Raw genomic sequence first — 23,542 nt, forward strand, 5'->3', positions numbered from 1 at the left:
TATGACGCTTAAGCAACAGATGTTGTTTATAAGTCAGGTGACGCGTAGGCGACAGGTGTCGTAGCCTGGCCCAGTGAACCCCGACGACCCCCGTGTCCGGCGCACCCGGGAGCGCCTGCGCACCGCCCTGCTGTCCCTGGCCGCCGAGACCGAACTCGACGACGTCACCATGTCGGCCGTCGCCCGGCGGGCCGAGGTCAACCGGGCCACCGTGTACCAGCACTACGCCGACCTGGACGCCCTGGTCTCCGACGCCATGGAGGACGCCGTCGCGTACGTGGCGCGGTGCGCGGCTCTGTGCCCCCTGGACGCACCAAGCGACCGGGTCCCGGATCCGCTGGCGGACCTGTTCGCACACGTGGCGGCCAACGCCGTGCTCTACCGACGGACGCTCTCCGGCCACGGCAGCGCCCGTTTCGCGAACCGGCTGCGGGAGCGGCTGGCCGGGGAACTGGTCGCGCGCTTCGAGGAGGGCGCCCGGCCGCCGGGATTCGACGACGTCCCCGTACGGACGCACGCCGTCTACCTGGCGGGCGCGCTGGTGGGGGTCATCGCCGACTGGATCGGCGCCGGGGTGCCCGAGGGGCCCGCGGAGGCGGCACGGGCCGCCTGGCGCCTGCTGCGCGGCTGAACACCGCCCGTCGACGACGGAGGGCCCGCGGGAGCCGGTGGGCCGGGGGACGGGGTCCCGCACCCCCGGCCCCGGCCGGACCGTCGGCCGGCCGCGCCCAGCCCGCTCTCGCGCAGGACGCGTGCGACGCTGTCGTCGGGGCTGGAGCGGTGGCCGGTCACCGTCTCCAGGTCTGCGGGAAGCAGGTCGCCGGGCCGCCACCAGGCGCGCAGTTCGGCCTCGCCGTACTCGTCGGCCTGCGGCTCGATGACGTGCCGGGCCACCGCTCCCGTCAGCGGCCTCCGGGCCGGAACAGCCGGGAGGGGACCGCCTCGGCCATGGCCGCCATGCCGGCGTCGTTGGGGTGCAGGCCGTCACCGCTGTCGTAGTCGGCCCGCAGGCGCAGCGGGTCCTCCGGGTCGCGCAGGGCCTCGTCGAAGTCGATGACGGCGTCGTACTCCCCGCTCGTCCGGATCCACTCGTTGACCGCCTGCCGCTTGTCCTCGTTCTCCTCGCTGTGGAAGCCGAGCGTGTCGCCCCCGAACGGCAGGATGGTGCCACCGTAGATCCGCAGGCCGGCGGCGTGCGCGCGGGCGATGAGCTGCCGGTGCCCACCGATGATCTCCTCGGCCGTGACGGTCTCCGAGACCGGTGCCGCCGTGCCGGGGTGGCCGAGGTCGTTCACACCGAGCAGGACGATGACGTGCCCCGCGCCCGGCTGCGACAGCACGTCCCGGTCGAAGCGGCGCAGGGCGCTCTGCCCGAAGAAGGCCGCGTAGTCCTCCGTGTCGCTGCCCTCGGGCGGGTTGGGGTCGTGCAGGAGCCGGTTGCCCGCGATCCCCGAGTTCAGCACACCGGTGTGCCCCAGGCGCCCGGCGAGCAGGTCGGGCCACCTGTGGTTGGCGTTCACCTCGGTCTCGGAGCCGTCGGTGATGGAGTCGCCCAGAGCCACGACCGCGTCGGCGATCCTGCTGCGGGCGCGCACGCTGACCCCCGAGAGGAAGTGCCACTGGGTGAGCGTCTCGGTCGCCTCGACCGCCTTGTCACCGGTGACGTTGCCCTCGGCCACCACGTTCTCCTGGTGGGAGGAGGCGTGCAGGGTGGTCACGGGGGTCTCGTCCGGGACGTGGATGCTCACGACCAGGTCGGAGTGCGGGGGCAGTGCCAGCGGCACCGGATCACTGATCATCGGCGCACCGGCCGGAACGGTCACCGACGTGCGTCCGCCGAAGGTGACGGTGCGGTCGGTGGACGGATCGGTGTCGGTTCCCGACGAGCCCGACCGGAGCGCCACGTGCACCTCTCCGAGGCGCAGCGGCGTCTCGCCGAACTCGTTGGTGAGCCGCAGGCGCAGCCGGTCGCCGCCGATGCTCGTGCGGACCACCTGCCGGACGGTCTGGTCGTGCAGGACGGGGGTCGCCGTGGCCGGTGCGGCGGTCGGCACGGACGCCCAGGTGCCGACCCAGTCGTCGGTCCCGTCCGGGGCGGAGGGCTCCGCGGGGTCGGCGGCGACGGTGACGGCGGTCCAGCCGGAGAGCAGGACCAGCGCGCTCACCAGGACGGCGGTGTGGCGCCGCCAGGCACGGGGGGTGTGGGGCATGTCGTCTCCTGGGTCCGCGGGGGCTATCCGCGCCGGGCGGGGCGGGTGAGGTGCCAGCCGTCGGACTTGAGGGCCGGGATGAGGCGGGCCACGGCGGCGACCGTCTGGCCGCGGTCGCCCCCGCCGTCGTGCAGGAGCACCACCGATCCCGGTGTCGCGCCCTCCTCCAGGCGCCGGAGGAGCTCGTCGGTCCCGGGCGGCGCCCAGTCCTCGACGGCGAGGCTCCAGCCGAGCGGCTGCATACCCAGCCCCGCGGCCACCGCGGGGGTCTGGCCCCAGGCCCCGTAGGGCGCGCGGAAGTAGGGGATGCGTGCGTGGGGCACCGCCTCGCGGATCGCGGCGTTGGTCTCCAGCAGGTCCGCGCGGACGTCCTCCGCCGGCCAGGTGCTCATGTCGTCGTGGCTCATCGTGTGGTTGCACAGCGTGTGCCCGTCCGCCGCGATCCGCCGGACGATGTCGGGGTACTGGCGCACGTGGTCGCCCCACAGGCAGAACACGGCCTTGACGCGGTGCTCGCGCAGCACGTCGAGCAGCCGGGGCGTGTTGCGGGGGTCGGGCCCGTCGTCGAAGGTGAGGGCCACGGCCCGGCCGCCCCTCCGCGTCGAGTCGACGATGTCGGGGGTGGCGGGGCCGTTGGAGGCGAAGGGCCCCTTGTGCGTGGAGGGTCCGGAGGAAGAGGAGTGGAGGAGGGCCTGCGCGGGGGTCGCGACGCACAGGGCGAGTCCGAGGGTGAACAGGGTCGTCAGAAATCGGCCCCGCGTGCGGGAACGTCCGTGAGGGGTGGTCACACAGGTCTCCTTGGCCACGGAGATCGGGGGGGTATTCCGGAACCTTCCGGAAGTCAGAGGCAGCCTAAGGAGCACCACGGCGCGGTGTCAACGGACCTGTGCGCACCGCGACCGCCGCCGCCGTGGGCGGCGGTTCACGGCGGCGATCCGGTGCTGCCCCGGACGACGAGCTCGGTCGCCAGCTCGACCCTCGGGCTCTCGATCGCCTCGTGCTGTACGAGCCGCTGCACCGTGCGCACCGCGAGCCTGCCCATGTCGGACAGCGGCTGGCGCACCGTGGTCAGCGACGGCGAGGACCAGCGCGCCTCCGGCAGGTCGTCGAAGCCCACCACGCTGACGTCGCCGGGGACCCGCAGGCCCCGTCGCCGCAGCGCTTCGTAGACCCCGAGGGCCATCTGGTCGCTGGCCGCGAACACGGCCGTGGGCGGCTCGGCGAGGTCGAACAGTCGCTCCCCCGCCCGGAAACCGGACTCGTAGCCGAACTCGCCCGGGACCACCAGCTCGTCCTCGACGGCCAGTCCCGCGGTCTCCAGCCCGGCCCGGTACCCGTCGAGCCGGGCGCGGCTGCACCACATCTCGGGGCGGCCGGCGACGAAGGCGATGCGGCGGTGCCCGAGGTGGATCAGGTGCTCGGTGGCGCTCAGGCCCCCGGCCCAGTTGGTGGCGCCGATCGTGGGCGTGGCCAGGTCCGGGACCCCGACCGGGTCGACGACCACGGCGGGCACGTGCAGCTCCCCCAGTTCCGCCTGCAGGGCGGGGTCCAGGTCCGTGGTCACGAGGATGGCGCCGTCGCTGGCGCGCGAGCGGACGTTCTCCAGCCACTGGCGCGTCGAGCTGGCCCTGCGGTGTATGGCCGAGACCACGATGCCGGTGCCCGACTCGTGCGCGGCGTCCTCCACACCGCGGATGATCTCGACCGCCCACGGGCTGTCCAGGTCGTTGAAGACCAGGTCGAGCAGGCCTATCCGCTCCCGGGGGCGGCTGCCGCGGCGCCGGTAGCCGTGGACCCGGATCAGGGTCTCGATGCGTTCGCGCGTGGCGGGGGCCACGTCCCCCCGGCCGTTGAGGACGCGCGACACCGTCGGCGCGGACACGCCTGCCTCGGCGGCGATGGCGGAGATGGTGACGTCTCGTGACGGGCTGTCGGCCACTGGTCCTCCCTTGTACTCACCCAGGGTACGAGCACGGACGGTGGACCGGTACACGAATACGGCCGGACCTTGACGCTTCGCACGTCAACAGCCTAGTGTCCATTTCCCACATGTTACGGAAATTTCCGGAACTTCCGTAGGTGCGAGAACTGGAGACCCCCCATGAAACCGGTCCGTCTCATCACCGCCGTGCTCGCCGCGGCGGCGCTGTCGCTGCCCCTGGCCGCTCCGGCGGCAGCCGGTCCCTCCCCCGACCACCGGCCTCCGGACCACCCCCGGCACTCCAAGCCCGGAACGCTGCGCTGGGCCGCCCCCGACGGCTTCGTCATCGGCACCGCCGTCGCGGGCGGCGGCCACCACGAGGAGCAGGACTACCCCGACCCCTTCACCTCGGACAGGAAGTACCGCAAGCTCCTGGCCCGCCACTTCAGCTCGGTCTCCCCCGAGAACCAGATGAAGTGGGAGTACATCCACCCCGAGCGGGGCGAGTACGACTTCGGGATGGCCGACTCCATCGTGGAGTTCGCCGAGCGCAACGGCCAGGACGTGCGCGGGCACACGCTCTTCTGGCACAGCCAGAACCCGGCGTGGCTGGAGGAGGGCGACTTCTCCGACGAGGAGCTGCGCGAGATCCTGCACGACCACATCACGGCCGTCGTCGGGCGCTACGCGGGCCGGATCGACCAGTGGGACGTGGCCAACGAGATCTTCGACGAGTCGGGTGAGCTGCGCACAGAGGACAACATCTGGATCCGTGAACTCGGTCCGGAGATCATCGCCGACGCCTTCCGCTGGGCCCACGAGGCCGACCCGTCGGCGGAGCTGTACTTCAACGACTACGGCGTCGAGGACGTCAACGCCAAGAGCGACGCCTACTACGCGCTGGTCCAGGATCTGCTCGCCGAGGGCGTTCCGGTGCACGGGTTCTCCGCCCAGGTGCACCTGAGCACCCAGTACGGCTTCCCCGGGAGCCTCCAGGAGAACCTGCGGCGCTTCGACGACCTCGGCCTGGGCACCGCCCTGACCGAGGTGGACGTGCGCATGCGGCTGCCCGAGAGCGGGGTGGCGACCCCCGAGCAGCTGGAGCAGCAGTCCGACTACTACGAGCAGGCGCTCTCGGCGTGCCTGAACGTGGAGGGCTGCGACTCCTTCACCATCTGGGGCTTCACCGACAAGTACTCCTGGGTGCCGGTGTTCTTCGAGGGTGAGGGCTCCGCGACGATCATGGACGGGCGGTTCACGCCCAAGCCCGCCTACTTCGCCCTGAGGTCCACCCTCCTGGAGGCCGGGGGCGGCGGTCGGCCGGCCCCGCCCTGGGCCGGCCGCGGCCGGTAGCCCGGCGGTTCCCCGACGCGGACACCCACGCCGTACCCGCCGGCGGCGGGTACCGCCGCCCGGGCCGGCGGGGCCCTCCCCGCCGGTCCGGGCGGCTCAGGCGGCGGTGTGGTAGATGTTCTGCGCCCGTTCCAGGCCCTCGGTGAGGACGGTACGGACCGCGTCGGCCGCGCGCTCGACGTTCAGGTCCAGCTCGGCGCGCTCGGCGGAGGAGAAGTCCTTGAGGACGTAGGCGGCCGGATCGGTGCGGCCCGGCGGGCGGCCCACCCCGAAGCGCACCCGGACGTAGTCGGGACTGGACAGGGACGCGGTCATCGACTTCAGGCCGTTGTGCCCGCCCGGGCCGCCGCCCTTCTTGAGCTTGAGCGCGCCGTAGTCGATGTCCATCTCGTCGTGCACCACGACGATCCGCTCGACCGGCACCTTGTAGAACCGGGCCAGCCCGGACACCGGGCCTCCCGACAGGTTCATGAAGCTCCGCGGCTTGGCCAGCACCACCGGCACACCGTCCAGGCGGGTCTCCACCACCTCGGCGTGCGCCTTGTGCGCCTTCCAGCGCTCGCCCCCGGCGAGCGCGTCCACCACCAGGAAACCGGCGTTGTGCCTGTTCCCGGCGTACTTGGGCCCGGGATTGCCCAGCCCCACGACGAGCCAGCGCTCGGTCTCAGCCATGTCCTCGTTCTTCCCGCCGGCGCTCTCACCGCCGGCCTCGCCTGCGCCGCCGCCGAACAGCCTGCCCCACCAGTTCCCCATGGGGCACGACCCTACCGACACGGCGTCCGAAACGCCGAACGCGCGGTCCCCTTCCGGGAACCGCGCGTTCGGTGAGTGCGAAGGAGAGCGCTTCCGCCCTACTCGGCGGAGGCCTCCTCGGTGGACTCGCTCTCGGCGGCCTCCTCGCTGGTCTCCGGCTCGTCCTCGACGCGCGGCGCGGAGACGGTCAGCAGGATGGTCTCGGGGTCGCTGGCCAGGGAGGTCCCTGCGGGCAGCTTGATGTCGGCGGCGGTCTTCGTGGTGCCGACCTCCAGACCCTCGACGTCGAAGTCCACACCCTCGGGGATGTGGGTGGCCTCGGCCTCGACGGCCACGGTGACGAGCTCCTGGGTGAGCACACCCGGGGCCTTGACCTCGCCGGTCAGGTGGATCGGGATCTCGACCTCGACCTTCTCGCCCTTGGAGACGACCAGCAGGTCGACGTGCTCCAGGAAGCCCTTGATGGCGTCGCGCTGCACGCTCTTGGGCAGGGCGAGGTTGTCCTTGTCCACACCGTCGAGACGGATCAGGACGTTGGGGGTCTTCAGGGCGAGCATGAGATCGTGGCCCGGCAGGTTCAGGTGGCGGGGCTCGGTGCCGTGGCCGTAGAGGACGGCCGGCACCTTACCCGCGCGGCGGGCGCGACGAGAGGCGCCCTTGCCGAATTCCGTGCGGGGCTCGGCAGCGATACGTACCTCGGACACGACAAAACTCCTCGGGTTCAACCCCGCAGTACGGGGAACACGACTCCAGTAGTACGAACGATTCCCGCCCTCGGCGGGGAATGCGGCGGGGTCACCCCGCAGTTCAGGGGACGCAACCGTCCTGGTTCCAGGCGTGCCCGGCGAGCCGCCACCGGACCCGCCCGGCCCGGGAACGCTCGTCGCGCACCCCTGCCCGTACTTTCACACGCAGCCTCGCAGGACTCCGCCTGGGCACGGGGACACTCGGCCAAGTCTACTGGTTCCACCGACGACTCCGAACACTCCCCGCGCACTCCCCTTCTCCCCCGGCCGGAAGGGGCCCCGGCCGCGCGGGCCCGGCCGCCCGTGGTCAGTGCACGTGCTCGGCGCACTCGGCCGGGAACAGCACGGTTCCCGGCGCCAGTCCCTCCGCGTGCACGTCGACGGCGCGCAGGCACGCCTGACCGTCCACGGGCGGGTACTCCGGGACGACCTCGTGGAGCGGGGCGGAGGGACCGGCCCGCCGCAGCCGCGCCGCAGGCCCGCCGGAGGGGAGGCGGCCTTCCAAGGCGCCCAAGGCCACCCCGTCACCGCCGTCGGCGAAGCACTCGGCGACCTCGAAGCGCCAGTGCGCGTCCGCCTCGGCGAGCAGGGACCCGCCGGACCGGTCTCCGTCGAGGACGTGGGGCCGGTCGCGCACGTGGGCGGCCACGGCACAGCAGATCGGTGCGGGGCCACCGCGGGGTGAGGCCGTCCGGGTGTGGCCGGCGTGGGGGAGGAGCCGCATGGCGTCGTCGAGCAGCCGCAGCGCGGTGTCCCGCGCCCTGGGGTGCCCGTGTTCGGCGATGTCCAGGAGGATCGGGGCCGCCGCGGCGGCCGCCGGGAACACCGCTCCGCTGTGGCCGTGCGCGATCCCGCCGTTGTCCAGGGCCGTGCCCGCGTCGGAGGCCTGGAACAGGGTCCGCGCGCGGGCCAGGGCTCGCAGCCCGGAGGCCGCGTGGTCGGGACAGTACCAGCCGCGGGGGCCCGGCAGTTCCTCCCAACCGACCGCGTCGATCGTGTCGATGATCTCCAGCACGGAGGGATCATCCCACCCGGCGCGTGAGGCGCCGCGCGCCCTCCGGCGGACCCGGGGGCCGGGGGCGCACGGCCCCCGGCCCGCCGTCACGGCCTACTCGAACAGGCTCGTCACCGAGCCGTCCGTGAAGACCTCGCTGATGGCGCGGGCCACCAGCGGGGCGATCGAGAGCTGGGTGAGCTTCTCGAAGGAGCGCTCCTCGGGGACGGGCAGCGAGTTGGTGATGATGACCTCGGAGATCCGCGAGTTCTGCAGGCGCTCGGCCGCCGGACCCGAGAGCACGCCGTGCGTGGCGGCCACCAGGACCTTGGACGCGCCCTGCTCGAACAGGGCCTCGGAGGCCTTCACGATGGTGCCGCCGGTGTCGATCATGTCGTCGACCAGCACGCAGGTGCGGCCCTCGACCTCACCGACGACCTCGTGGACCTTCACCTGGTTGGCGACGTCCGGGTCGCGGCGCTTGTGGATGATCGCCAGCGGGGAGCCGAGCCGGTCGGCCCAGCGGTCGGCGGTGCGCACGCGGCCCGCGTCCGGGGAGACCACGGTGATCCCGGACAGGTCGACCCGGCCCGCGATGTGGTCGGCCAGGATCGGCAGCGCGAACAGGTGGTCCACCGGGCCGTCGAAGAAGCCCTGGATCTGGTCGGTGTGCAGGTCGACGGCCATCATCCGGTCCGCGCCCGCGGTCCGGAACAGGTCGGTCACCAGGCGGGCCGAGATCGGCTCGCGGCCGCGGTGCTTCTTGTCCTGGCGGGCGTACCCGAGGAACGGCGTGACCACGGTGATCCGCTTGGCGGACGCGCGCTTGAGCGCGTCCACCATGATCAGCTGCTCCATGATGGACTCGTTGACCGGGTCGAAGTGGGGCTGGACGACGAAGGCGTCACAGCCGCGCACCGACTCCAGGTAGCGCACGAAGATCTCGCTGTTGGCGAAGGTGTCGAACCGGGTGGGGACCACGTCGATCCCCAGTTCCTTCGCGACCTCCTCGGCCAGGCTCGGGTGTGTGCGCCCCGAGAACAGCATCAGGTTCTTCTGGCCGGTGGCCTTCATCCCGGTCACGTGTTTCTCCCCCACAGTCACTGCTCGTCGTCGGCTCTGTGCCGATCGGCCTTGTCCGCCGCCTCGGCGGAGGCCGTCCCGGGGCGCTTGCGCCGGGTCCAGCCCTCGACGTTGCGCTGGCGATGCCCCTCGGAGATCGCCAGCGCGCCGGGCGGCACGTCGTCGCGGACCACGGTCCCCGCTCCGGAGTAGGCCCCGTCGCCCACGCGGACCGGGGCGACGATGGTGTTGTCGCTGCCGATCCTGACGTGGTCGCCGATGACGCTCCGGGACTTGGTGACCCCGTCGTAGTTGACGAACACCGAGGAGCAGCCGATGTTGCTGCCCTCTCCGATGTCCGCGTCCCCGACGTAGGTCAGGTGCGGGATCTTGGACCCGGTGCCGATGGTCGAGTTCTTGACCTCGACGAAGGCACCGGCCTTGGTCCGCTCGGCCAGGCGGGTGCCCGGCCGCAGGTAGGTGTAGGGGCCGACCGTGGCCCCGGGGCCGATGTCGGCCCGGTCCGCGGTGGTCTCGCTCACCGTGGCGCCCGCGCCGACGACCGTGTCCCTCAGGTCCACGCGGGGGCCCACCACCGCGTCCTCGCCGACGGTGGTGGCGCCCATCAGCCGGGTACCGGGTTCGAGCACGGTGTCGCGGCCGATGGTGACCTGGGCGTCCACCCAGGTGGTGGCGGGGTCGACGACGGTGACCCCGGCGAGCATGTGCTCGGTGAGCAGGCGGTCGTTGAGGACGCGGCGGGCCTCGGAGAGCTGGACGCGGTTGTTGACGCCCTGGACCTCGTGCCAGTCGTCGGCGGCCCAGGCTCCGACCCGGTGTCCGTCGCCGCGCAGCAGGGCGACGGCGTCGGTGACGTACTCCTCGCCCTTGGCGTTGTCGGTGGACAGGCGCTGGACGACCTCGGAGAGCAGGGCGCCGTCGAAGGCGTACATGCCCGAGTTGATCTCGTCGATCGCGTGCTGCTCGGGGGTGGCGTCGGCGTGCTCGACGATCTCGGTGAAGGCGCCGTCGGCGTCGCGGACGATGCGGCCGTAGCCGTGGGGGTCGGGCACGCGCGCGGAGAGCACGGTGACGGCGTTGCCCTCCTTGTCGTGGGCGGCCACGAGCTCGGAGAGCGTGGAGCCGCGCAGGAGCGGCGTGTCGCCGCAGGTCAGGACCACGGTGCCGCTGAGCTCGGTGCCCATGGCGGCCAGGTCCTCGATCGCCATGCGCACGGCGTGGCCGGTGCCGTTCTGCTCCTCCTGGACCGCGGTGGTGGCCTCGGGGGCGACCTCCTCGAGGTGGGCCCTGACCTGGTCGCGGGCGTGACCGACGACCACGACCGAGTTCTGGGGGTCGAGTTCCCGCGCCGCCGCGAGCACGTGGCCGAGCATGCTGCGGCCGCTGAGCTCGTGGAGGACCTTGGGAAGCTTCGATTTCATTCGGGTGCCCTCGCCCGCCGCAAGGACGATGACGGCAGCCGGACGGTTCACGCTCACAGAAGGAGACCCCTCGTGATATCTGGTGACTGAACTGTCGGCTCGCCCTTCGGCGGCGCGACCCGGCATGCCGCACGGGCGGCCGTCGGATGATGATGACCAGCGGCCGACATGGGAAGGATACATGCGCGCCACCCGCTCCCAGCGGGCGCATGGCGCCGGGGTGGACGGGAGGCGACCGGCCCGCTCTCCCGGGGCCCCGGCTTTCCGGGGCGCCGCGCGGACGGTGTGTGAGATACGACGCGCCACCCGTGCGCGCAGGGCCCGCTCCGCACGGGTCCCCGGCACGGCGCGGACGCTCCCGCGTGCACACGCGGAGCCGTGAAGGGCTCCCGGACCAGGGCTCGAACCTGGACGATGGGGACCAAAACCCCACATGCTGCCGATTACATCATCCGGGAACGCGTTGGGTAGGGGCATGCCACACCCGTACGCCAACCACCAAGATAGCGCCTCCCGTGTGGGGCTTGCCAAACCTACGGGGTCGTAGGTTACGGTTACGTAGGAATAGGTTGGGTCGTCGTGAGGGTGCCCACGCACCCCATCGGACGCCGTCCTGACCGCGATTGCGCTGCCTGACGGCTTGATGGCGAGGAAGACCATGACCGCTGCTCCCGAATCTCCAGCCATGAACAGTGAGAGAAAACGCGAACCGATCCCCGAGTACGAGCCCGAACTGCGAGGCAGGGCCGAGCGCTACACGGTGTTCGCGTTCGTGTTCGTGCCGCTGATCGCGCTGCTGGCCTCGGTGCCCTTCTTCTGGGGCTGGGGCCTGAGCCTGACCGACATCGCCATCGCCGCGGTCTTCTACGTGATCAGCGGACTGGGCATCACGGTCGGCTTCCACCGGCACTTCACCCACGGCTCGTTCAAGGCCAACCGCCCGCTGCGCATCGCGCTCGCGGTCGCCGGCTCCCTCGCCATCGAGGGCAGCGTCATCAAGTGGGTCGCGGACCACCGCCGCCACCACAAGTACGCCGACGCCGAGGGCGACCCGCACTCGCCGTGGCGCTTCGGCGACGACTGGAAGTCGGTGGCCAAGGGCCTGTACTACGCGCACATGGCGTGGATGTACCTGGACGACAAGAAGACCTCGCCGCGCCGCTTCGCGCCCGACCTCCTCAAGGACAAGGACGTCGTCCTCGTCGACAAGCTGTTCCTGCCGATCGTGCTCTTCTCGCTGGGCGCTCCAGCCCTCATCGGCGGCCTGGTCACCATGTCCTGGTGGGGCGCGCTGACCGCGTTCTTCTGGGCGAGCCTGGTCCGCGTCGCCCTGCTGCACCACGTCACCTGGTCGATCAACTCCATCTGCCACACCATCGGCGAGGAGAACTTCGAGGTGCGCGACCGCTCCCGCAACGTGTGGTGGCTGGCCATCCCGTCCTTCGGCGAGTCCTGGCACAACCTGCACCACGCCGACCCCACCTGCGCGCGCCACGGCGTGCTCAAGGGCCAGATCGACATCTCCGCGCGCGTCATCTGGTTCTTCGAGAAGCTCGGCTGGGCCACCAAGGTCCGCTGGCCCAACAAGGAGCGACTCGCCGCCAAGCGGGTCAGCCCCTAGGATCGGTAGCCATCATGGGAGCAGCCGACAGCGATCAAAGGGTCCGAGTGCGCCGCAAGCGCATGACGGGCAAGGAGCGTCGGCAACAGCTTGTGGAGATCGGCCGGGAGCTGTTCGCCGAACGCGGGTTCGACGCCGCCTCCGTCGAGGAGATCGCGGCGCGGGCCGGTGTGTCCAAACCCGTGGTGTACGAGCACTTCGGCGGCAAGGAGGGCATCTACGCGGTCGTGGTCGACCGGGAGATGCGCACCCTCCTGGGGATGATGGGCGATGCCCTCACCGCCGACAGCGCACGGAGCAAGATCGAGAACGCGGCCCTGGCCCTGCTGCGGTACGTGGAGGAGAACACGGTGGGGTTCCGGGTACTGACCCGCGACTCCCACGTGGCCTCCGGCACGGGAAGTTTCGCCAGCCTGATCAACGACATCGCCAGCCAGGTCGAGCACATCATGGTCGACGAGTTCGCCGAGCGCGGCTACGACCCGGCCCTCGCGCCCATGTACGCGCAGGCCCTGGTGGGCATGTGGGCGCTGACCGGCCAGTGGTGGCTGGAGGTGCGCAAGCCCAAGCGCGAGGTGGTCGCGGCGCACCTGGTCAACCTGGCCTGGAACGGACTGTCGAGCCTGGAGCCCAAACCGAGGCTGCAGACCAGGCGGCGCAGGCAGGGCTGACCTTCCGGTGTCCTTCGCCACGTGGGGCGGGTGTGCGCGCATACCCGCCCCACTATCTTGATGTCAAGAGATAAGCTGTCCCCATGCGCGATGAGGTGGATGGGCTGATCGAGGCGTGGCGCTCCGAACGCCCGGACGTGGACGTGACACCCCTGGAGGTGTTCAGCCGGGTGTCCCGGCTCGCGCGCCACCTGGACCGTGCCCGGCGCACGGTCTTCACCGAGCACTCCCTGGAACCGTGGGAGTTCGACGTACTGGCCGAGCTGCGCCGCTCCGGTCCCCCGTACGAACTGAGCCCCGGGCGACTGCTGCGCGCCACGCTGGTGACCTCGGGGACCATGACCAACCGGGTGGACCGGCTGGCCGCGGCCGGGCTGGTGCGGCGGCGCCCCGACCCCGCGGACAAGCGCGGGGTACTCGTCCGGCTGACCGGGCAGGGCACCGAGCGCATCGACGCGGCCCTGGCGTCGCTGGTGAGCTACGAGGAGAGCCTGCTGGCCCCGATGTCCGCCGAGGACCGGGAACGGCTGGCATCGTTACTGAGATGCCTTCTGGTCCCCCTCGACAGGGGCCCGGGGAGTCCGCAAGGGTAGTTACCGAGCGGTACCCGTCTCTCACCGGGCCCGCGTCCGGGCGCGACACACTCCGGGCTTTGGAGATCACTGATGAGAAGGCGGATGGCCGCGGTGGCCGCGGCCGTACTGGCCACGGGATGCGGCGGTGGCGGCGGGGGGACGGCGGCCGCCCCGAGCCACTACCTGTCCCTGGGCGACTCGCTGGCCGTGGGCGTGCAGCCCGACGAGAACGGCCGTCCCCGGGAGACCTCGCAGGGGTACACGGACGTCCTCCACCGCACCCTGTACGACGCCGACTCCACGCTGCGGCACGAGCGGATGGGGTGCGGCGGAGAGGACACGACCACCTTCGTCGGGGGCGGGATCCCCGGCTGCGAGGAGCGCTACGAGAGCGGCTCGCAGCTGGAGGAGGCCGAGGCGTTCCTGGCCGAACACGGGGGACGGGTGGACCTGGTGACCCTCACCATCGGCGCGAACAACCTCACCGGCTGCGTGGAGGGCGTGCGTGGTCCCGACGGCGGGGGTGGCGGGGTCGGCCTCCCCGAGGACGTCGGGATCGACGAGGAGTGCGTGGCCGACGGCCTGGAGCGCGTCGAGACGGAGGTCCCCGTGATCGCCGAGCGGCTGCGCTCGGCGGCCGGACCCGACACCCAGATCATCGGGATGACCTACTACAACCCCTTCCTGGCGCTCATGCTGCTGGACGGGGAGGCCGCCGGAGGGGCGCCGGAGGAACCCGCCGCGTCCGCCGGGGAGACGACCGGGGCGGACGGGGCCGGCGGCGCGGAGTCCGGCGGCGACGCGCTCGCGGAACGCTCGGTGGACATCCTCACGGAGCTGAACGAGTCGCTCACCGCTTCCTACTCCGCGGCCGGGATCGAGGTGGCGGACGTGGGCACGGCGTTCGAGTCAGCCGACGGGGAGGTGCCCGAGGGCAGCGGCACCGGGATGCCGACGAACCTCCAGAACATCTGCGACCACACCTGGATGTGCGACACCGCCCGGGGCCCGGACATCCACACCAACGAGGCCGGCGCGAGGAAGATCGCGGCGGTCTTCGCCGAGCTGGTGGACTGACCGGCCTCCTCCCGCCCTCTGCCGGCCCCGCCTCCCGCGTGCGTGGGGCGGGGCCGCCTCCGTGTGCCGCACACCGCACGGCCGCGCCCGTGATGACCGCGCTCCCCTGGGTAGGCGAGCCCCGTACACGCAGTCGACCTGGGGGGACACGTGCGAATCCGGTGGATGGCCGCGGCGGCCGCGGCCGTACTGGTCGCGGGGTGCGCGGGCGGTGGTGACGGCGGCGGTGGCGGTACCGGCGACGGCGGATCCGCCTCCGGGGAGGACTACTACCTGTCCCTGGGCGACTCGCTGGCCGTGGGCGTGCAGCCCGACGAGAACGGCCGTCCCCGGGAGACCTCGCAGGGGTACACCGACATCCTGTACCGCACACTGCGCGAGGAGGACCCCGGGTTGCGGCACGAGCGGATGGGGTGCGGCGGCGAGGACACGACCACCTTCATCGAGGGCGGGATCCCCAAGTGCGACGAGCGCTACGAGAGCGGCTCGCAGCTGGAGGAGGCCGAGGCGTTCCTGGCCGAACACGGGGGACGGGTGGACCTGGTGACCCTCACCATCGGCGCGAACAACTTCACCGGCTGCGTGCGGGGGGTGAACTCCCCCGACGGCAGGGCTCCGGATTCCGAGGACGTCGACATCGACTCCGAGTGCGTGGACGAGGGCCTGGACCGGCTGGAGGCGGAGGCCCCCGTGATCGCCGAGCGGCTGCGCTCGGCGGCCGGACCCGACACCCAGATCATCGGGATGACCTACTACAACCCCTTCCTGGCGTTCCTCCTGATGGACGAGGACCCCGCCCACCAGGCGTCGGCCTCCGCCGAGGAGGCCGAGGAGGTCTTCCCCGAGAAGGAGGCCCGCGGCGGGCTCGCCGAGGAGGCCGTGGAGATCCTCACCGAGGTCAACGGGACCCTCACCGACGCCTACGAGGCCGAGGGGATCGACGTCGCGGACGTGGGCGCCGCCTTCGAGTCGACCAACGGGAAGGTGCCCGAGGGCAGCGACACCGGGATGCCCGCGAACCTCCAGAACATCTGCGACCACACCTGGATGTGCGACAGCGAGCGCGGCCCGGACATCCACCCCGACGAGGAGGGCGCGCGGAAGATCGCGGGCGTCTTCGCCGAGCAGGTGGAGTGACCGGCGGCGGGGTGCGATCGGTCCTCCCCTGGACCGGCTACCCCGCCCTCCGGGAGAGCGCCTCCTCGATGAGCCCGACGATCCCGGGGTCGTCCGGCACCGTGTTGGGGCGGAAGCGGTGGACGGTGCCGTCGGGAAGGACGAGGAACTTCTCGAAGTTCCACCGCACCCTCCCGCTCCTGCCCTCGCCGTCGGGGACCGAGGCGAGCGCGGCGTAGAGGGGGTGGCGGTTCCTGCCGTTGACCCTCACCTTGCTCATCATGGGGAACGTGACGCCCCACGTGGCCGCGCAGTACCCGGCGATCTTCCTCTCGTTGCCGAACTCCTGGAGGAACTGGTTGCTGGGGAAGCCGAGCACGGTGAAGCCCCTGTCGCCGTACCGGTGCTGCAACCCCTCCAGCCGCGCGTACTGCGGGGTGAGACCGCAGCGCGAGGCGACGTTGACCACCAGCCTCACCTTGCCGGACCACTCGCCGAAGGTGGTCCGGCGTCCGTCGATCAGCGTCACCGGGATGTCGTCCAGGTCGAGAGGGGTCATCGCGCACTTCCTGCCTTGTCGGGGTCCTCGCACTCGGCGCGGCGCTCCCACGGGGGTGCCGGGAGGCGCGTGCGGCCGTGGTGGGATTGTCCCCCGAAAACGGGTTCGGTCACCGCGCCGCGGCCCCGGCGCGTGCGGGCCGGGCGCGGGTCGGCGAGGCCGCCAGGCCGCGGGCTCACGCGGGAGGGGCGGTGGACCGGCTCAGACGCGCGAAGGGCCGCCTACTCGTCGACGACCTCGGCCTGCTCCAGCCAGACCTCCTCCAGCTCGCCGCGCTCGGCGGCCAGGGTCTTGGCCTCGGCGTCGAGCTCGGCGAGCCTGGCATAGTCGTCGGCCGCGGCGGCCATCAGCTCGTGCAGCTCCGCCTCGCGCCTGGTGATGCGGTCCATGCGCCGCTCGACGCGCTGCATCTCCTTCTGCGCGCTGCGCCGCTCGGCCGCCGACACGGCGGGCCGCTCCGGCGCGGCCTTCGCCTGGGCCGCCTCGGAGGCGCCCTGCGGCAGGGCGTCCTCCCCCGCGGTCCGCGCGCGGCGCTCCAGGTACTCGTCCACGCCGCCGGGCAGGAACGCCAGGCTGCCGTCGCCCATGAGGGCCAGCACCCGGTCGGTGATGCGCTCCAGGAAGTAGCGGTCGTGGCTGACCAGCACCAGGGATCCCGGCCAGCCGTCGAGCAGGTCCTCCAGCTCGGTGAGGGTCTCGATGTCCAGGTCGTTGGTGGGCTCGTCCAGCAGCAGCACGTTGGGCTCGTCCATGAGCAGCCTCAGCAGCTGGAGGCGGCGGCGCTCACCGCCGGACAGGTCGCCGATCGGGGTCCACTGGCGCTCGCCGCGGAACCCGAACCGCTCCAGCATCTGGCTGGCGGTGTAGTCGCGCTTGCCGATGGTGATGTGCTCGCGGATCTCCATGACCGCCTGGAGGGGACGGGCCGTGGGGTCGAGCTCGACGACGTTCTGGGACAGGTGGGCGAGCTTGACGGTCCGGCCGGTGCGGACGCTGCCGGAGTCGGGCTCGCGCTCCTGGGCGAGGATCTTGAGCAGGGTGGACTTGCCCGCGCCGTTCACCCCGACCAGGCCGACCCGGTCGCCGGGGCCCAGCTGCCAGGTGAGGTGGTCGAGCAGGACCCGGTCGGGGACGGACACCGACACGTTCTTGAGGTCGATGACGGTCTTGCCCAGCCGGGAACTGGCGAAGCGGACGAGTTCGACGGTGTCGCGGACCGGCGGCTCGTCGGCGATGAGCTGGTTGGCCGCCTCGATGCGGAACTTGGGCTTGGAGGTGCGGGCCGGGGCGCCGCGGCGCAGCCAGGCCAGCTCCTTGCGCATGAGGTTCTGGCGGCGCTCCTCGGCGGCGGCCGCCTGGCGCTCGCGCTCGGCCTTGGCCAGGACGTAGGCGGCGTAGCCGCCCTCGTAGCGCTCGACGGCTCCGCGTCCGACCTCCCAGGTGCGGGTGGTGACGGCGTCCAGGAACCAGCGGTCGTGGGTGACGACCACGAGCGACTCCGGTCGGCCGCGCAGGTGCTCGGCGAGCCAGGCGATGCCCTCGATGTCGAGGTGGTTGGTGGGCTCGTCCAGGACGATGAGGTCGTGGTCGTCGACCAGGAGCCTGGCCAGGGCGGAGCGGCGGCGCTCCCCGCCGGAGAGGCCGCTCATGGCGGTGTCCAGCTCCCAGCCGCCGAGGAGGCCGCGCAGGATGTCGCGGATGCGGGCGTCGCCCGCCCACTCGTGCTCGGCGCGGTCGCCCAGGACGAACTCCCCGACCGTGGTGTCGGGGAAGGTGTCGCGCTGGTGCAGGAAGCCGATGCGCAGTCCGCGGTTGTGCACGACCCGCCCGGAGTCGGGCTCGGTGATGCCGGAGAGCACGGAGATCAGCGTGGACTTGCCGCCGCCGTTGCGGCCGACCACGCCGATGCGTTCACCCTCCTCCACGCCGAGCGACACCTTGTCGAGGAGCACGAGCGGCCCGTAGGCCAGGGACACGTCCTGAAGATTGACCAGATTCATCAGTACCCATTGTGGCGGTAGTGCCGCGGTGCACGGACCGCCTCCCCCGCCGCCCGGGTCAGGGCTGCGGCAGCCGGGCGAGCGTCTCGGCGTACCGGTCGGCCTGCGCGTCGGTGCGGGCGTACATGGCGGGGCTGTCCGCGCCCTTCGGGGTGAGCCTCCAGATCGCGCCCCGCCCGTGCTCTCCGGGCGCCATGCGGGCGAACCGGACGTCGGGGTGGCGCGCCGCGGGGTCCTGCCGGTCGGTCATGGGGATCACCGTAGCCGTTCGGCGCGGGGCACGGCGGCGAACGGCCTCCCCGCCGGGAAAGGCCCCGACGACCGGACGGAGCGGGCCGGGAGGGCTCCGTGACGTCCCGGTCCGCCAGGAGCCCGTCCAGCCGGCCCTTCCGGTGCGTCCTCCACCGCGGGACCACCCCGGTCCCCGCCCCGTGCACGGGAGCCGACCGGGGCCGCACCACGCGGGGCCCCGGACGGCTCCCGGCCCGCCCCTACACCAGGAAGAAGTCCCTGGCGGCCTTGGCGATCCCCTCCGTGTCCAGCCCGTGGACCCGCGCGTGCTGCGCCGGGGTCCCGTAGGCGCGCACCTCGCGGTCCCGGGCGACCCCCAGCCCCGACTGGCGGTGGCGCCGGTCGGCCAGCGCCTCGGCCACCTCGTGCGCGGAGGTCCCCCGCAGGTACGGCTCCACCACGAGCACGTCGGCGTTGCCCGCCGCCCCGGCCAGCGCGCTCAACCCCTCCCGGTCGAACGGGCGCACGGTGGCCGTGTAGGCGACGGTCACGTCCAGGTCCGAGGTCGCCTCCAGCACACGGTCCAGCATCGGTCCGACGGCCACCACCACCCCGGCCGAGCGCGGCGAGCCCGTCCGCAGCACGCTGAGGCGCCCGCTGACGGGAAGCGGCGTCCGGTTGGCGGTCTCCGACAGCCGTACGTACACGCGGTCCTGCCCGGGGATCGCGGCGGCCAGGGCGTCGCGCACCTCGTCCGGGTGGCCGGGCGCGTACACCGTCCACCCCGGCAGGGTGTCCAGCAGGGCCACGTCGCCGGGGGCCTGGTGCGTGCGCCCCGCGCCGGAGGCGTCGTAGGAGGCGCCGATGCTCACCAGGACGGCGCCGGCGTCCTGGTGGCCCAGGTCCAGCTTGACCTGCTCGAAGGGCCGCTCCACCAGGAACGGCGCGTAGCTGTGCACGATCGGCCGCATCCCGGTCAGGGCCAGCCCTCCGGCCACGCCGATCATGGCCTGTTCCCGGATGCCCACGTCGATCACGCGGCCCGGGTGGCGGGCGGCGGAGGCACGGAACATCCCCGCGGAGATGACGGCCAGCACGACGGCGACCCGCGGGTCCTCGTCCATGGCCTGGTTGACGGTGGCGGCGAAGGTCTCACGCATGTTCATCGGTGGGTCTCCTAGGGGCGGACGCGGGCGACGACGGCCAGCGGCCGTCCGGTGTGGGGACGGGTGAGGGCCCCGTACAGGGCGTCGTGGTCGCGTCCGGACACCTCGCGGGCCTCCCAGCCCTCGACTCCGAAGCGCCTGCCGATCCCGCCGGGCCACCCGTGGCCGGAGGAGGCGTTGTCCACGACGACGGCGGTGAGGTTGTCCGTGCCGAGGCGGCCGGCGACCGCGATGGCCTCGTGGTTGCTGCCCTCGTCGAGCTCGCCGTCGCCGAGGAGCACCACCACGCGGGGCTCGTCGCCGTCGGCCCGGCGGATCCGCCGGGCCCGCAGGCCCAGCGCCGTGCCCAGGCCCAGGGGCAGCCCGTGCCCGAGGGACCCGCTGCCGATCTCCGCGCCGGGCACGAGGACCCGGTCGGGGTGGTGGCCGAGCGGCGAGTCGAAGGCGGCCCAGCCGCGCAGGGTGGGCACGTCCAGGAAGCCCCTGGCCGCGAGCACGGCGTAGAAGGCGGCGGGTCCGTGTCCCTTGGAGAGCAGGAAGCGGTCGCGGGCGGGGTCCTCCGCGGTGTCGGGGGCGACGGCCAGCACGCGGTCGTAGAGCACCCACAGCACGTCGAGCGTGGAGTGGGCGGCCCCGCTGTGCTTCTCGTCACCCTCCATGAGTCCGATGAGGGCGGGAAGGTCGGCGTAGCGCGAGAGGGCGGCTGCTGTGGTCATGCACCCAGTGTTCGACCTCAATAAAAGTTGAGGTCAATGGGCGCGGACACCCGCACCGCGGAAGAACCCGGGGTGATCTATCTCACAGGACGGTGGCCCCGGGGACGTCCCCGTACGCCGACACGACCTGCTCGCACAGCCCGCTGCCCTCCAGCTCGGCCACCACGGCGGCCTCGCGCTCGGCCACGACCGCCTCGTCCTCGTCCCCGCCGCCGACCAGGAACGCGCAGGTCGGCCCCGACCCCGACACCAGGGCGCCCAGGGCGCCCGCGCCACTGCCCGCCTTGAGGGTGCGCTCCAGCTCCGGCAGCAGCGACAGCGCCGCCTCCTGCAGGTCGTTGGTCAGCGCGGCCCCCAGCGCGGCCGGATCGCCGCCGGCGAGCGCGTCGGCCAGCGCCGGGTCCAGCCGGGGCTCGGGGGCGTCCGGGCGGATGCGGTCGTACTCGGCGAACACCCCGGCCGTGGACAGCCCGTGCGGTGAGAGCGCGAAGACCCAGCGCAGACGCCCCGGAGCGGCCAGCGGACGCAGGATCTCCCCGCGCCCCATACCCACCGCGGTGGCTCCCATCAGCGCGAAGGGCACGTCGCTGCCCAGGTCGGCCGCGTACCCGGACAGGGTCTCGGGGGACAGCCCGCAGCCCCACATGCGGTCGCAGGCCAGCAGGGCGGCCGCGGCGTCCGCGCTCCCCCCGGCCATGCCCCCCGCCACCGGGATGTGCTTGTCGAGGTGGACCGTGACCGGGAAGCCCCGGCCGGTCCGCTCCGCCAGCAGGGCCACGGCGCGCGCGGCCAGGTTGGAGTCGTCCAGGGGCACACGGGCCAGGTGGGACCCCAGGCCGCCGCCCGCGGTCAGTCCGGCGAGGACGGGCTCCCCGGAGGGGGCGCCCGGAGCCGCGCCGGCGGCGCGCCCCGCCCCCTCGGACGCGGATTCTCCGGCACCGGAGGGGCTCTGCCGACGCGGCGGGGCCTCCGTGACGGTAACCTCGTCGAACAACGAGACGGCGTGGAACACGTTGACGAGGTCGTGGAACCCGTCCTCACGTCCGGGCCCCACCGCCAACTGGAGGTTCACCTTCGCGGGGACCCGCACGGTTACGGTGGTATCAACGGTCACGAGTCCCCAATCGTAAAGGAACCCCCACCTTGCGTGAACACCTACCCCGCCGGGGGCGCCGGTGTGTTCACCACTCCTTACCAGCGCGGACCCCGTCGCCGGAGGGAATCGGGAACCACGACCGCGATCCGGGGATCGTTACCACTGTCATGTCAGTCACCGCCCGCCCCCAGAAGGGCCCAATCAGGCCTGTGAATGGGAAACCGGGCACAAACACCGCTACCTTGGGGCAAGGCGGAGTTTGGACACCGTCGGGGAGGGTCGCTTGCCGTCGGATGGGCTCCCGAAGAACCTGGAACCGCTGGCCGCCGGGGATCCGGCCACCATCGGTCCCTACGTGCTGTCCGGGAAGCTGGGGAGCGGCGGCATGGGCACCGTCTACCTCGGCAGTACACCGGAGAAGAACAACCAGGTAGCCATCAAGGTCATCCGCCCGGAGCTCGCCTTCGACGAGGCGACACGGGCGCGTTTTCGCGACGAGATGGAGAACGCCCGCAAGGTCGCCTCCTTCTGCACGGCCAAGGTGCTCGACCACGGGACGTTCGAGAACCGCCCCTACATGGTCACCGAGTACATCGCGGGCACCGCGCTGGCCGAGCACATCGCCGAGCACGGGCCGCTGGACTCCTCGACCCTGCACGGCTTCGCGCTGGGCGTGGCCGCCGCTCTGGCCGCCATCCACCGCACCGGGCTGGTCCACCGCGACCTCAAGCCCGCCAACGTGCTGCTGTCGCTCTCCGGCCCCCGGGTGATCGACTTCGGCATCGCCCGCGCGATGAACACCGCCACGAACCACACCCAGACCGGCATCGTCATGGGCAGTCCCGGCTGGATGGCGCCCGAGCAGCTGCTGGAGGAGCAGGTCACCACCTCGGCGGACATCTTCGCCTGGGGGTGCCTGGTGGCCTTCGCCGGGAACGGCACGCACCCCTTCGGCAACGGCGACGCCATGACGCTGGGCAAGCGGGTGCTGTTCGCCGAGCCGCAGATCGGCGCCCTGGACAGCCCGCTGGACCGCCTGGTGCTGCGCGCGCTGGCCAAGGAGCCGGGCCGCCGCCCCACCGCGCAGGACCTGCTGCTGGAGCTGGCGGGCGGTGAGGACAACACCAACCCCAACGACATGGTGTCGAACGCGCTGCACCAGTCGTGGCGGCCGAACCTGCCCCCCATGCCGCCCGGGATGCCGCACCCACAGCAGGGCCCGCCCGGCCACCAGGCCAGGAGCGGCATGCGCCGCCCGGGGCCCGGCCAGTACCAGGCCGCGCCGCACGCGCCCCTGCCTCCGCCCGCCCACCAGACGGGCAACTTCCCGCGTCCGCAGGGACCGCCTCCGGGCCACCAGGGCGCCAGGCCGGGCGGTCCGCCGCCGAACGGCCAGATGCCGAACAGCCAGGCGCAGGGCGGCCCGCCGCCGGGGGGCCGGGGCCAGTACCCCCGGCCCTCCGCGCCTCCCCCGGGACAGCACCCGGCCTCGACCGGGCCGATCCCGATGGTGCCCCCGCCCGACCAGCAGGCGAGCCGTCCCGGTCCGCAGCCGTACGTGCCGCCGGTGCCGCCGCCCCCGCACCAGCCCGCCGCGCCCAACCGGCGCAGGGGGGTGATCGTCGCCATGGTGCTGGGCGGAGCGGTCCTGCTGGTGCTCCTGGTGTTCCTAATGAACGTGTTGATCCCCCTGAACCCCTTCTCCGACGACGACGGAGGGGCCTCCCAGGGCGACGCCTCGGAGCAGACGCAACCGGACGCCCAGGAGCCCGCGCCCGACGGCGAGGCCGGGGCCGGGGAGCCCGGCGACCCGGAGCCCACCGGGATGTCCGACGAGGCGTCGGGGGCCTCGTCCGACCGCATGGTCCAGTACTACGTCAACGAGGTCACCTGCGGTCTGCGCAAGCACAACATCCGCTCCGAGCTCCAGGCGAACGCGGAGTACTGCGTGGTGGAGCTGGAGATGTCCAACTCCAGCGACGAACTGCTGGTGTTCGACCACCAGCAGCAGCGCCTGACGACCGACTTCGAGGCGACCCGCGAAGCCGAGGAGCCGTCCCGGCGCGAGGCCGAGCAGCCGCTGTGGGACCGGGCCGGCATCGGCCCCGGCGCCACGGCGAGCGGGGAGCTGGTGTTCATCCTGCGCGAGGGCGAGACCCCGTACACGCTCGTCCTGAGCCACAAGCTCGACGCGGACCCCACGGAGATCAACATCCAGCACATGTCGGGCTGA

The 23,542-nt window shown here is 72.5% G+C and carries 22 protein-coding genes; 8 read left to right on the forward strand and 14 right to left on the reverse strand.

What is annotated here, in order from left to right:
* Positions 1–73 precede the first annotated feature (73 nt).
* On the forward strand, positions 74–631 hold the full coding sequence (locus A6A08_RS05870) for a TetR/AcrR family transcriptional regulator (RefSeq protein ID WP_073701505.1): 558 nt from the start codon (positions 74–76) through the stop codon (positions 629–631).
* A 271-nt stretch (positions 632–902) separates the two neighbouring features.
* Here A6A08_RS05870 and A6A08_RS05875 read toward each other — a convergent pair whose 3' ends face one another.
* The 3 genes from A6A08_RS05875 to A6A08_RS05885 form a co-directional block, all read right to left on the reverse strand.
* Positions 903–2,210: an SGNH/GDSL hydrolase family protein gene (locus A6A08_RS05875; RefSeq protein WP_073701506.1), complete on the reverse strand. Its 1,308-nt coding sequence runs from the start codon at positions 2,208–2,210 to the stop codon at positions 903–905.
* Positions 2,211–2,233: 23 nt separating this feature from the next.
* Positions 2,234–2,998, reverse strand: a complete 765-nt coding sequence (locus A6A08_RS05880) for a polysaccharide deacetylase family protein (protein WP_073701507.1) — start codon at positions 2,996–2,998, stop codon at positions 2,234–2,236.
* A 134-nt stretch (positions 2,999–3,132) separates the two neighbouring features.
* On the reverse strand, positions 3,133–4,149 hold the full coding sequence (locus tag A6A08_RS05885; protein WP_073701508.1) for a LacI family DNA-binding transcriptional regulator: 1,017 nt from the start codon (positions 4,147–4,149) through the stop codon (positions 3,133–3,135).
* A gap of 162 nt (positions 4,150–4,311) precedes the next feature.
* On the opposite strand from A6A08_RS05885, the gene A6A08_RS05890 reads away from it, so the two are divergent.
* A complete protein-coding gene (locus A6A08_RS05890; RefSeq protein WP_073701509.1) occupies positions 4,312–5,484 on the forward strand; it encodes an endo-1,4-beta-xylanase in 1,173 nt (390 codons plus the stop codon).
* Between the two features lie 96 nt (positions 5,485–5,580).
* On the opposite strand, the gene pth is transcribed toward A6A08_RS05890, so the two are convergent.
* The 5 genes from pth to glmU form a co-directional block, all read right to left on the reverse strand.
* The gene (gene pth, locus A6A08_RS05895; RefSeq protein WP_073701510.1) at positions 5,581–6,237 is read right to left on the reverse strand and encodes an aminoacyl-tRNA hydrolase; all 657 of its coding nucleotides are present in this window, start codon (positions 6,235–6,237) and stop codon (positions 5,581–5,583) included.
* Between the two features lie 98 nt (positions 6,238–6,335).
* Entirely contained in the window at positions 6,336–6,941 is a 606-nt protein-coding gene (locus tag A6A08_RS05900) for a 50S ribosomal protein L25/general stress protein Ctc (RefSeq protein WP_073701511.1), read from the reverse strand.
* A gap of 349 nt (positions 6,942–7,290) precedes the next feature.
* The gene (locus tag A6A08_RS05905) at positions 7,291–7,998 is read right to left on the reverse strand and encodes a hypothetical protein (protein WP_073701512.1); all 708 of its coding nucleotides are present in this window, start codon (positions 7,996–7,998) and stop codon (positions 7,291–7,293) included.
* 93 nt (positions 7,999–8,091) lie between these two features.
* Positions 8,092–9,060 carry a ribose-phosphate diphosphokinase gene (locus A6A08_RS05910; protein ID WP_073701513.1) on the reverse strand — a complete coding sequence of 323 codons (969 nt, stop codon included), beginning with the start codon at positions 9,058–9,060 and terminating at the stop codon, positions 8,092–8,094.
* 17 nt (positions 9,061–9,077) lie between these two features.
* The gene (gene glmU, locus A6A08_RS05915; RefSeq protein ID WP_073701514.1) at positions 9,078–10,538 is read right to left on the reverse strand and encodes a bifunctional UDP-N-acetylglucosamine diphosphorylase/glucosamine-1-phosphate N-acetyltransferase GlmU; all 1,461 of its coding nucleotides are present in this window, start codon (positions 10,536–10,538) and stop codon (positions 9,078–9,080) included.
* A 601-nt stretch (positions 10,539–11,139) separates the two neighbouring features.
* Here glmU and A6A08_RS05920 point away from each other — a divergent pair.
* From A6A08_RS05920 to A6A08_RS05940, 5 genes are all read left to right on the forward strand, one after another.
* Complete coding sequence (locus tag A6A08_RS05920) at positions 11,140–12,102, forward strand: fatty acid desaturase (protein WP_073701515.1); 963 nt, start codon at positions 11,140–11,142, stop codon at positions 12,100–12,102.
* Between the two features lie 14 nt (positions 12,103–12,116).
* Complete coding sequence (locus tag A6A08_RS05925) at positions 12,117–12,773, forward strand: TetR/AcrR family transcriptional regulator (RefSeq protein WP_199866853.1); 657 nt, start codon at positions 12,117–12,119, stop codon at positions 12,771–12,773.
* 83 nt (positions 12,774–12,856) lie between these two features.
* Complete coding sequence (locus tag A6A08_RS05930; RefSeq protein ID WP_073701516.1) at positions 12,857–13,366, forward strand: MarR family winged helix-turn-helix transcriptional regulator; 510 nt, start codon at positions 12,857–12,859, stop codon at positions 13,364–13,366.
* 84 nt (positions 13,367–13,450) lie between these two features.
* On the forward strand, positions 13,451–14,425 hold the full coding sequence (locus A6A08_RS05935) for a GDSL-type esterase/lipase family protein (protein WP_073701517.1): 975 nt from the start codon (positions 13,451–13,453) through the stop codon (positions 14,423–14,425).
* 165 nt (positions 14,426–14,590) lie between these two features.
* Positions 14,591–15,562, forward strand: a complete 972-nt coding sequence (locus A6A08_RS05940; protein WP_073701518.1) for a GDSL-type esterase/lipase family protein — start codon at positions 14,591–14,593, stop codon at positions 15,560–15,562.
* A 37-nt stretch (positions 15,563–15,599) separates the two neighbouring features.
* On the opposite strand, the gene A6A08_RS05945 is transcribed toward A6A08_RS05940, so the two are convergent.
* From A6A08_RS05945 to A6A08_RS05970, 6 genes are all read right to left on the reverse strand, one after another.
* Positions 15,600–16,100 carry a glutathione peroxidase gene (locus A6A08_RS05945; RefSeq protein WP_073701519.1) on the reverse strand — a complete coding sequence of 167 codons (501 nt, stop codon included), beginning with the start codon at positions 16,098–16,100 and terminating at the stop codon, positions 15,600–15,602.
* Positions 16,101–16,321: 221 nt separating this feature from the next.
* Positions 16,322–18,100 carry an ABC-F family ATP-binding cassette domain-containing protein gene (locus tag A6A08_RS05950; RefSeq protein ID WP_073701520.1) on the reverse strand — a complete coding sequence of 593 codons (1,779 nt, stop codon included), beginning with the start codon at positions 18,098–18,100 and terminating at the stop codon, positions 16,322–16,324.
* Positions 18,101–18,158: 58 nt separating this feature from the next.
* Positions 18,159–18,350 carry a hypothetical protein gene (locus A6A08_RS05955; RefSeq protein ID WP_073701521.1) on the reverse strand — a complete coding sequence of 64 codons (192 nt, stop codon included), beginning with the start codon at positions 18,348–18,350 and terminating at the stop codon, positions 18,159–18,161.
* Between the two features lie 241 nt (positions 18,351–18,591).
* Positions 18,592–19,491, reverse strand: coding sequence for a transketolase family protein (locus A6A08_RS05960; protein ID WP_073701644.1), 900 nt, complete (start codon positions 19,489–19,491; stop codon positions 18,592–18,594).
* A 17-nt stretch (positions 19,492–19,508) separates the two neighbouring features.
* A complete protein-coding gene (locus tag A6A08_RS05965) occupies positions 19,509–20,213 on the reverse strand; it encodes a thiamine pyrophosphate-dependent enzyme (RefSeq protein ID WP_073701522.1) in 705 nt (234 codons plus the stop codon).
* 82 nt (positions 20,214–20,295) lie between these two features.
* Positions 20,296–21,303: a 4-(cytidine 5'-diphospho)-2-C-methyl-D-erythritol kinase gene (locus tag A6A08_RS05970; RefSeq protein WP_242422134.1), complete on the reverse strand. Its 1,008-nt coding sequence runs from the start codon at positions 21,301–21,303 to the stop codon at positions 20,296–20,298.
* A gap of 289 nt (positions 21,304–21,592) precedes the next feature.
* On the opposite strand from A6A08_RS05970, the gene A6A08_RS05975 reads away from it, so the two are divergent.
* Positions 21,593–23,542, forward strand: coding sequence for a serine/threonine-protein kinase (locus A6A08_RS05975; protein WP_073701524.1), 1,950 nt, complete (start codon positions 21,593–21,595; stop codon positions 23,540–23,542).

It is taken from the genome of Nocardiopsis sp. TSRI0078 (assembly GCF_001905145.1).
Lineage (GTDB): Bacteria > Actinomycetota > Actinomycetes > Streptosporangiales > Streptosporangiaceae > Nocardiopsis.

Bases quoted from the DNA above. Each gene is read 5' to 3' on its own strand.
- A6A08_RS05875 (WP_073701506.1), bottom strand. From the start codon at position 2,210: ATGCCCCACACCCCCCGTGCCTGGCGGCGCCACACCGCCGTCCTGGTG.
- A6A08_RS05890 (WP_073701509.1), top strand. From the start codon at position 4,312: ATGAAACCGGTCCGTCTCATCACCGCCGTGCTCGCCGCGGCGGCGCTG.
- pth (WP_073701510.1), bottom strand. From the start codon at position 6,237: ATGGGGAACTGGTGGGGCAGGCTGTTCGGCGGCGGCGCAGGCGAGGCC.
- A6A08_RS05920 (WP_073701515.1), top strand. From the start codon at position 11,140: ATGACCGCTGCTCCCGAATCTCCAGCCATGAACAGTGAGAGAAAACGC.
- A6A08_RS05925 (WP_199866853.1), top strand. From the start codon at position 12,117: ATGGGAGCAGCCGACAGCGATCAAAGGGTCCGAGTGCGCCGCAAGCGC.
- A6A08_RS05930 (WP_073701516.1), top strand. From the start codon at position 12,857: ATGCGCGATGAGGTGGATGGGCTGATCGAGGCGTGGCGCTCCGAACGC.
- A6A08_RS05935 (WP_073701517.1), top strand. From the start codon at position 13,451: ATGGCCGCGGTGGCCGCGGCCGTACTGGCCACGGGATGCGGCGGTGGC.
- A6A08_RS05940 (WP_073701518.1), top strand. From the start codon at position 14,591: ATGGCCGCGGCGGCCGCGGCCGTACTGGTCGCGGGGTGCGCGGGCGGT.
- A6A08_RS05945 (WP_073701519.1), bottom strand. From the start codon at position 16,100: ATGACCCCTCTCGACCTGGACGACATCCCGGTGACGCTGATCGACGGA.
- A6A08_RS05950 (WP_073701520.1), bottom strand. From the start codon at position 18,100: ATGAATCTGGTCAATCTTCAGGACGTGTCCCTGGCCTACGGGCCGCTC.
- A6A08_RS05955 (WP_073701521.1), bottom strand. From the start codon at position 18,350: ATGACCGACCGGCAGGACCCCGCGGCGCGCCACCCCGACGTCCGGTTC.
- A6A08_RS05960 (WP_073701644.1), bottom strand. From the start codon at position 19,491: ATGCGTGAGACCTTCGCCGCCACCGTCAACCAGGCCATGGACGAGGAC.
- A6A08_RS05965 (WP_073701522.1), bottom strand. From the start codon at position 20,213: ATGACCACAGCAGCCGCCCTCTCGCGCTACGCCGACCTTCCCGCCCTC.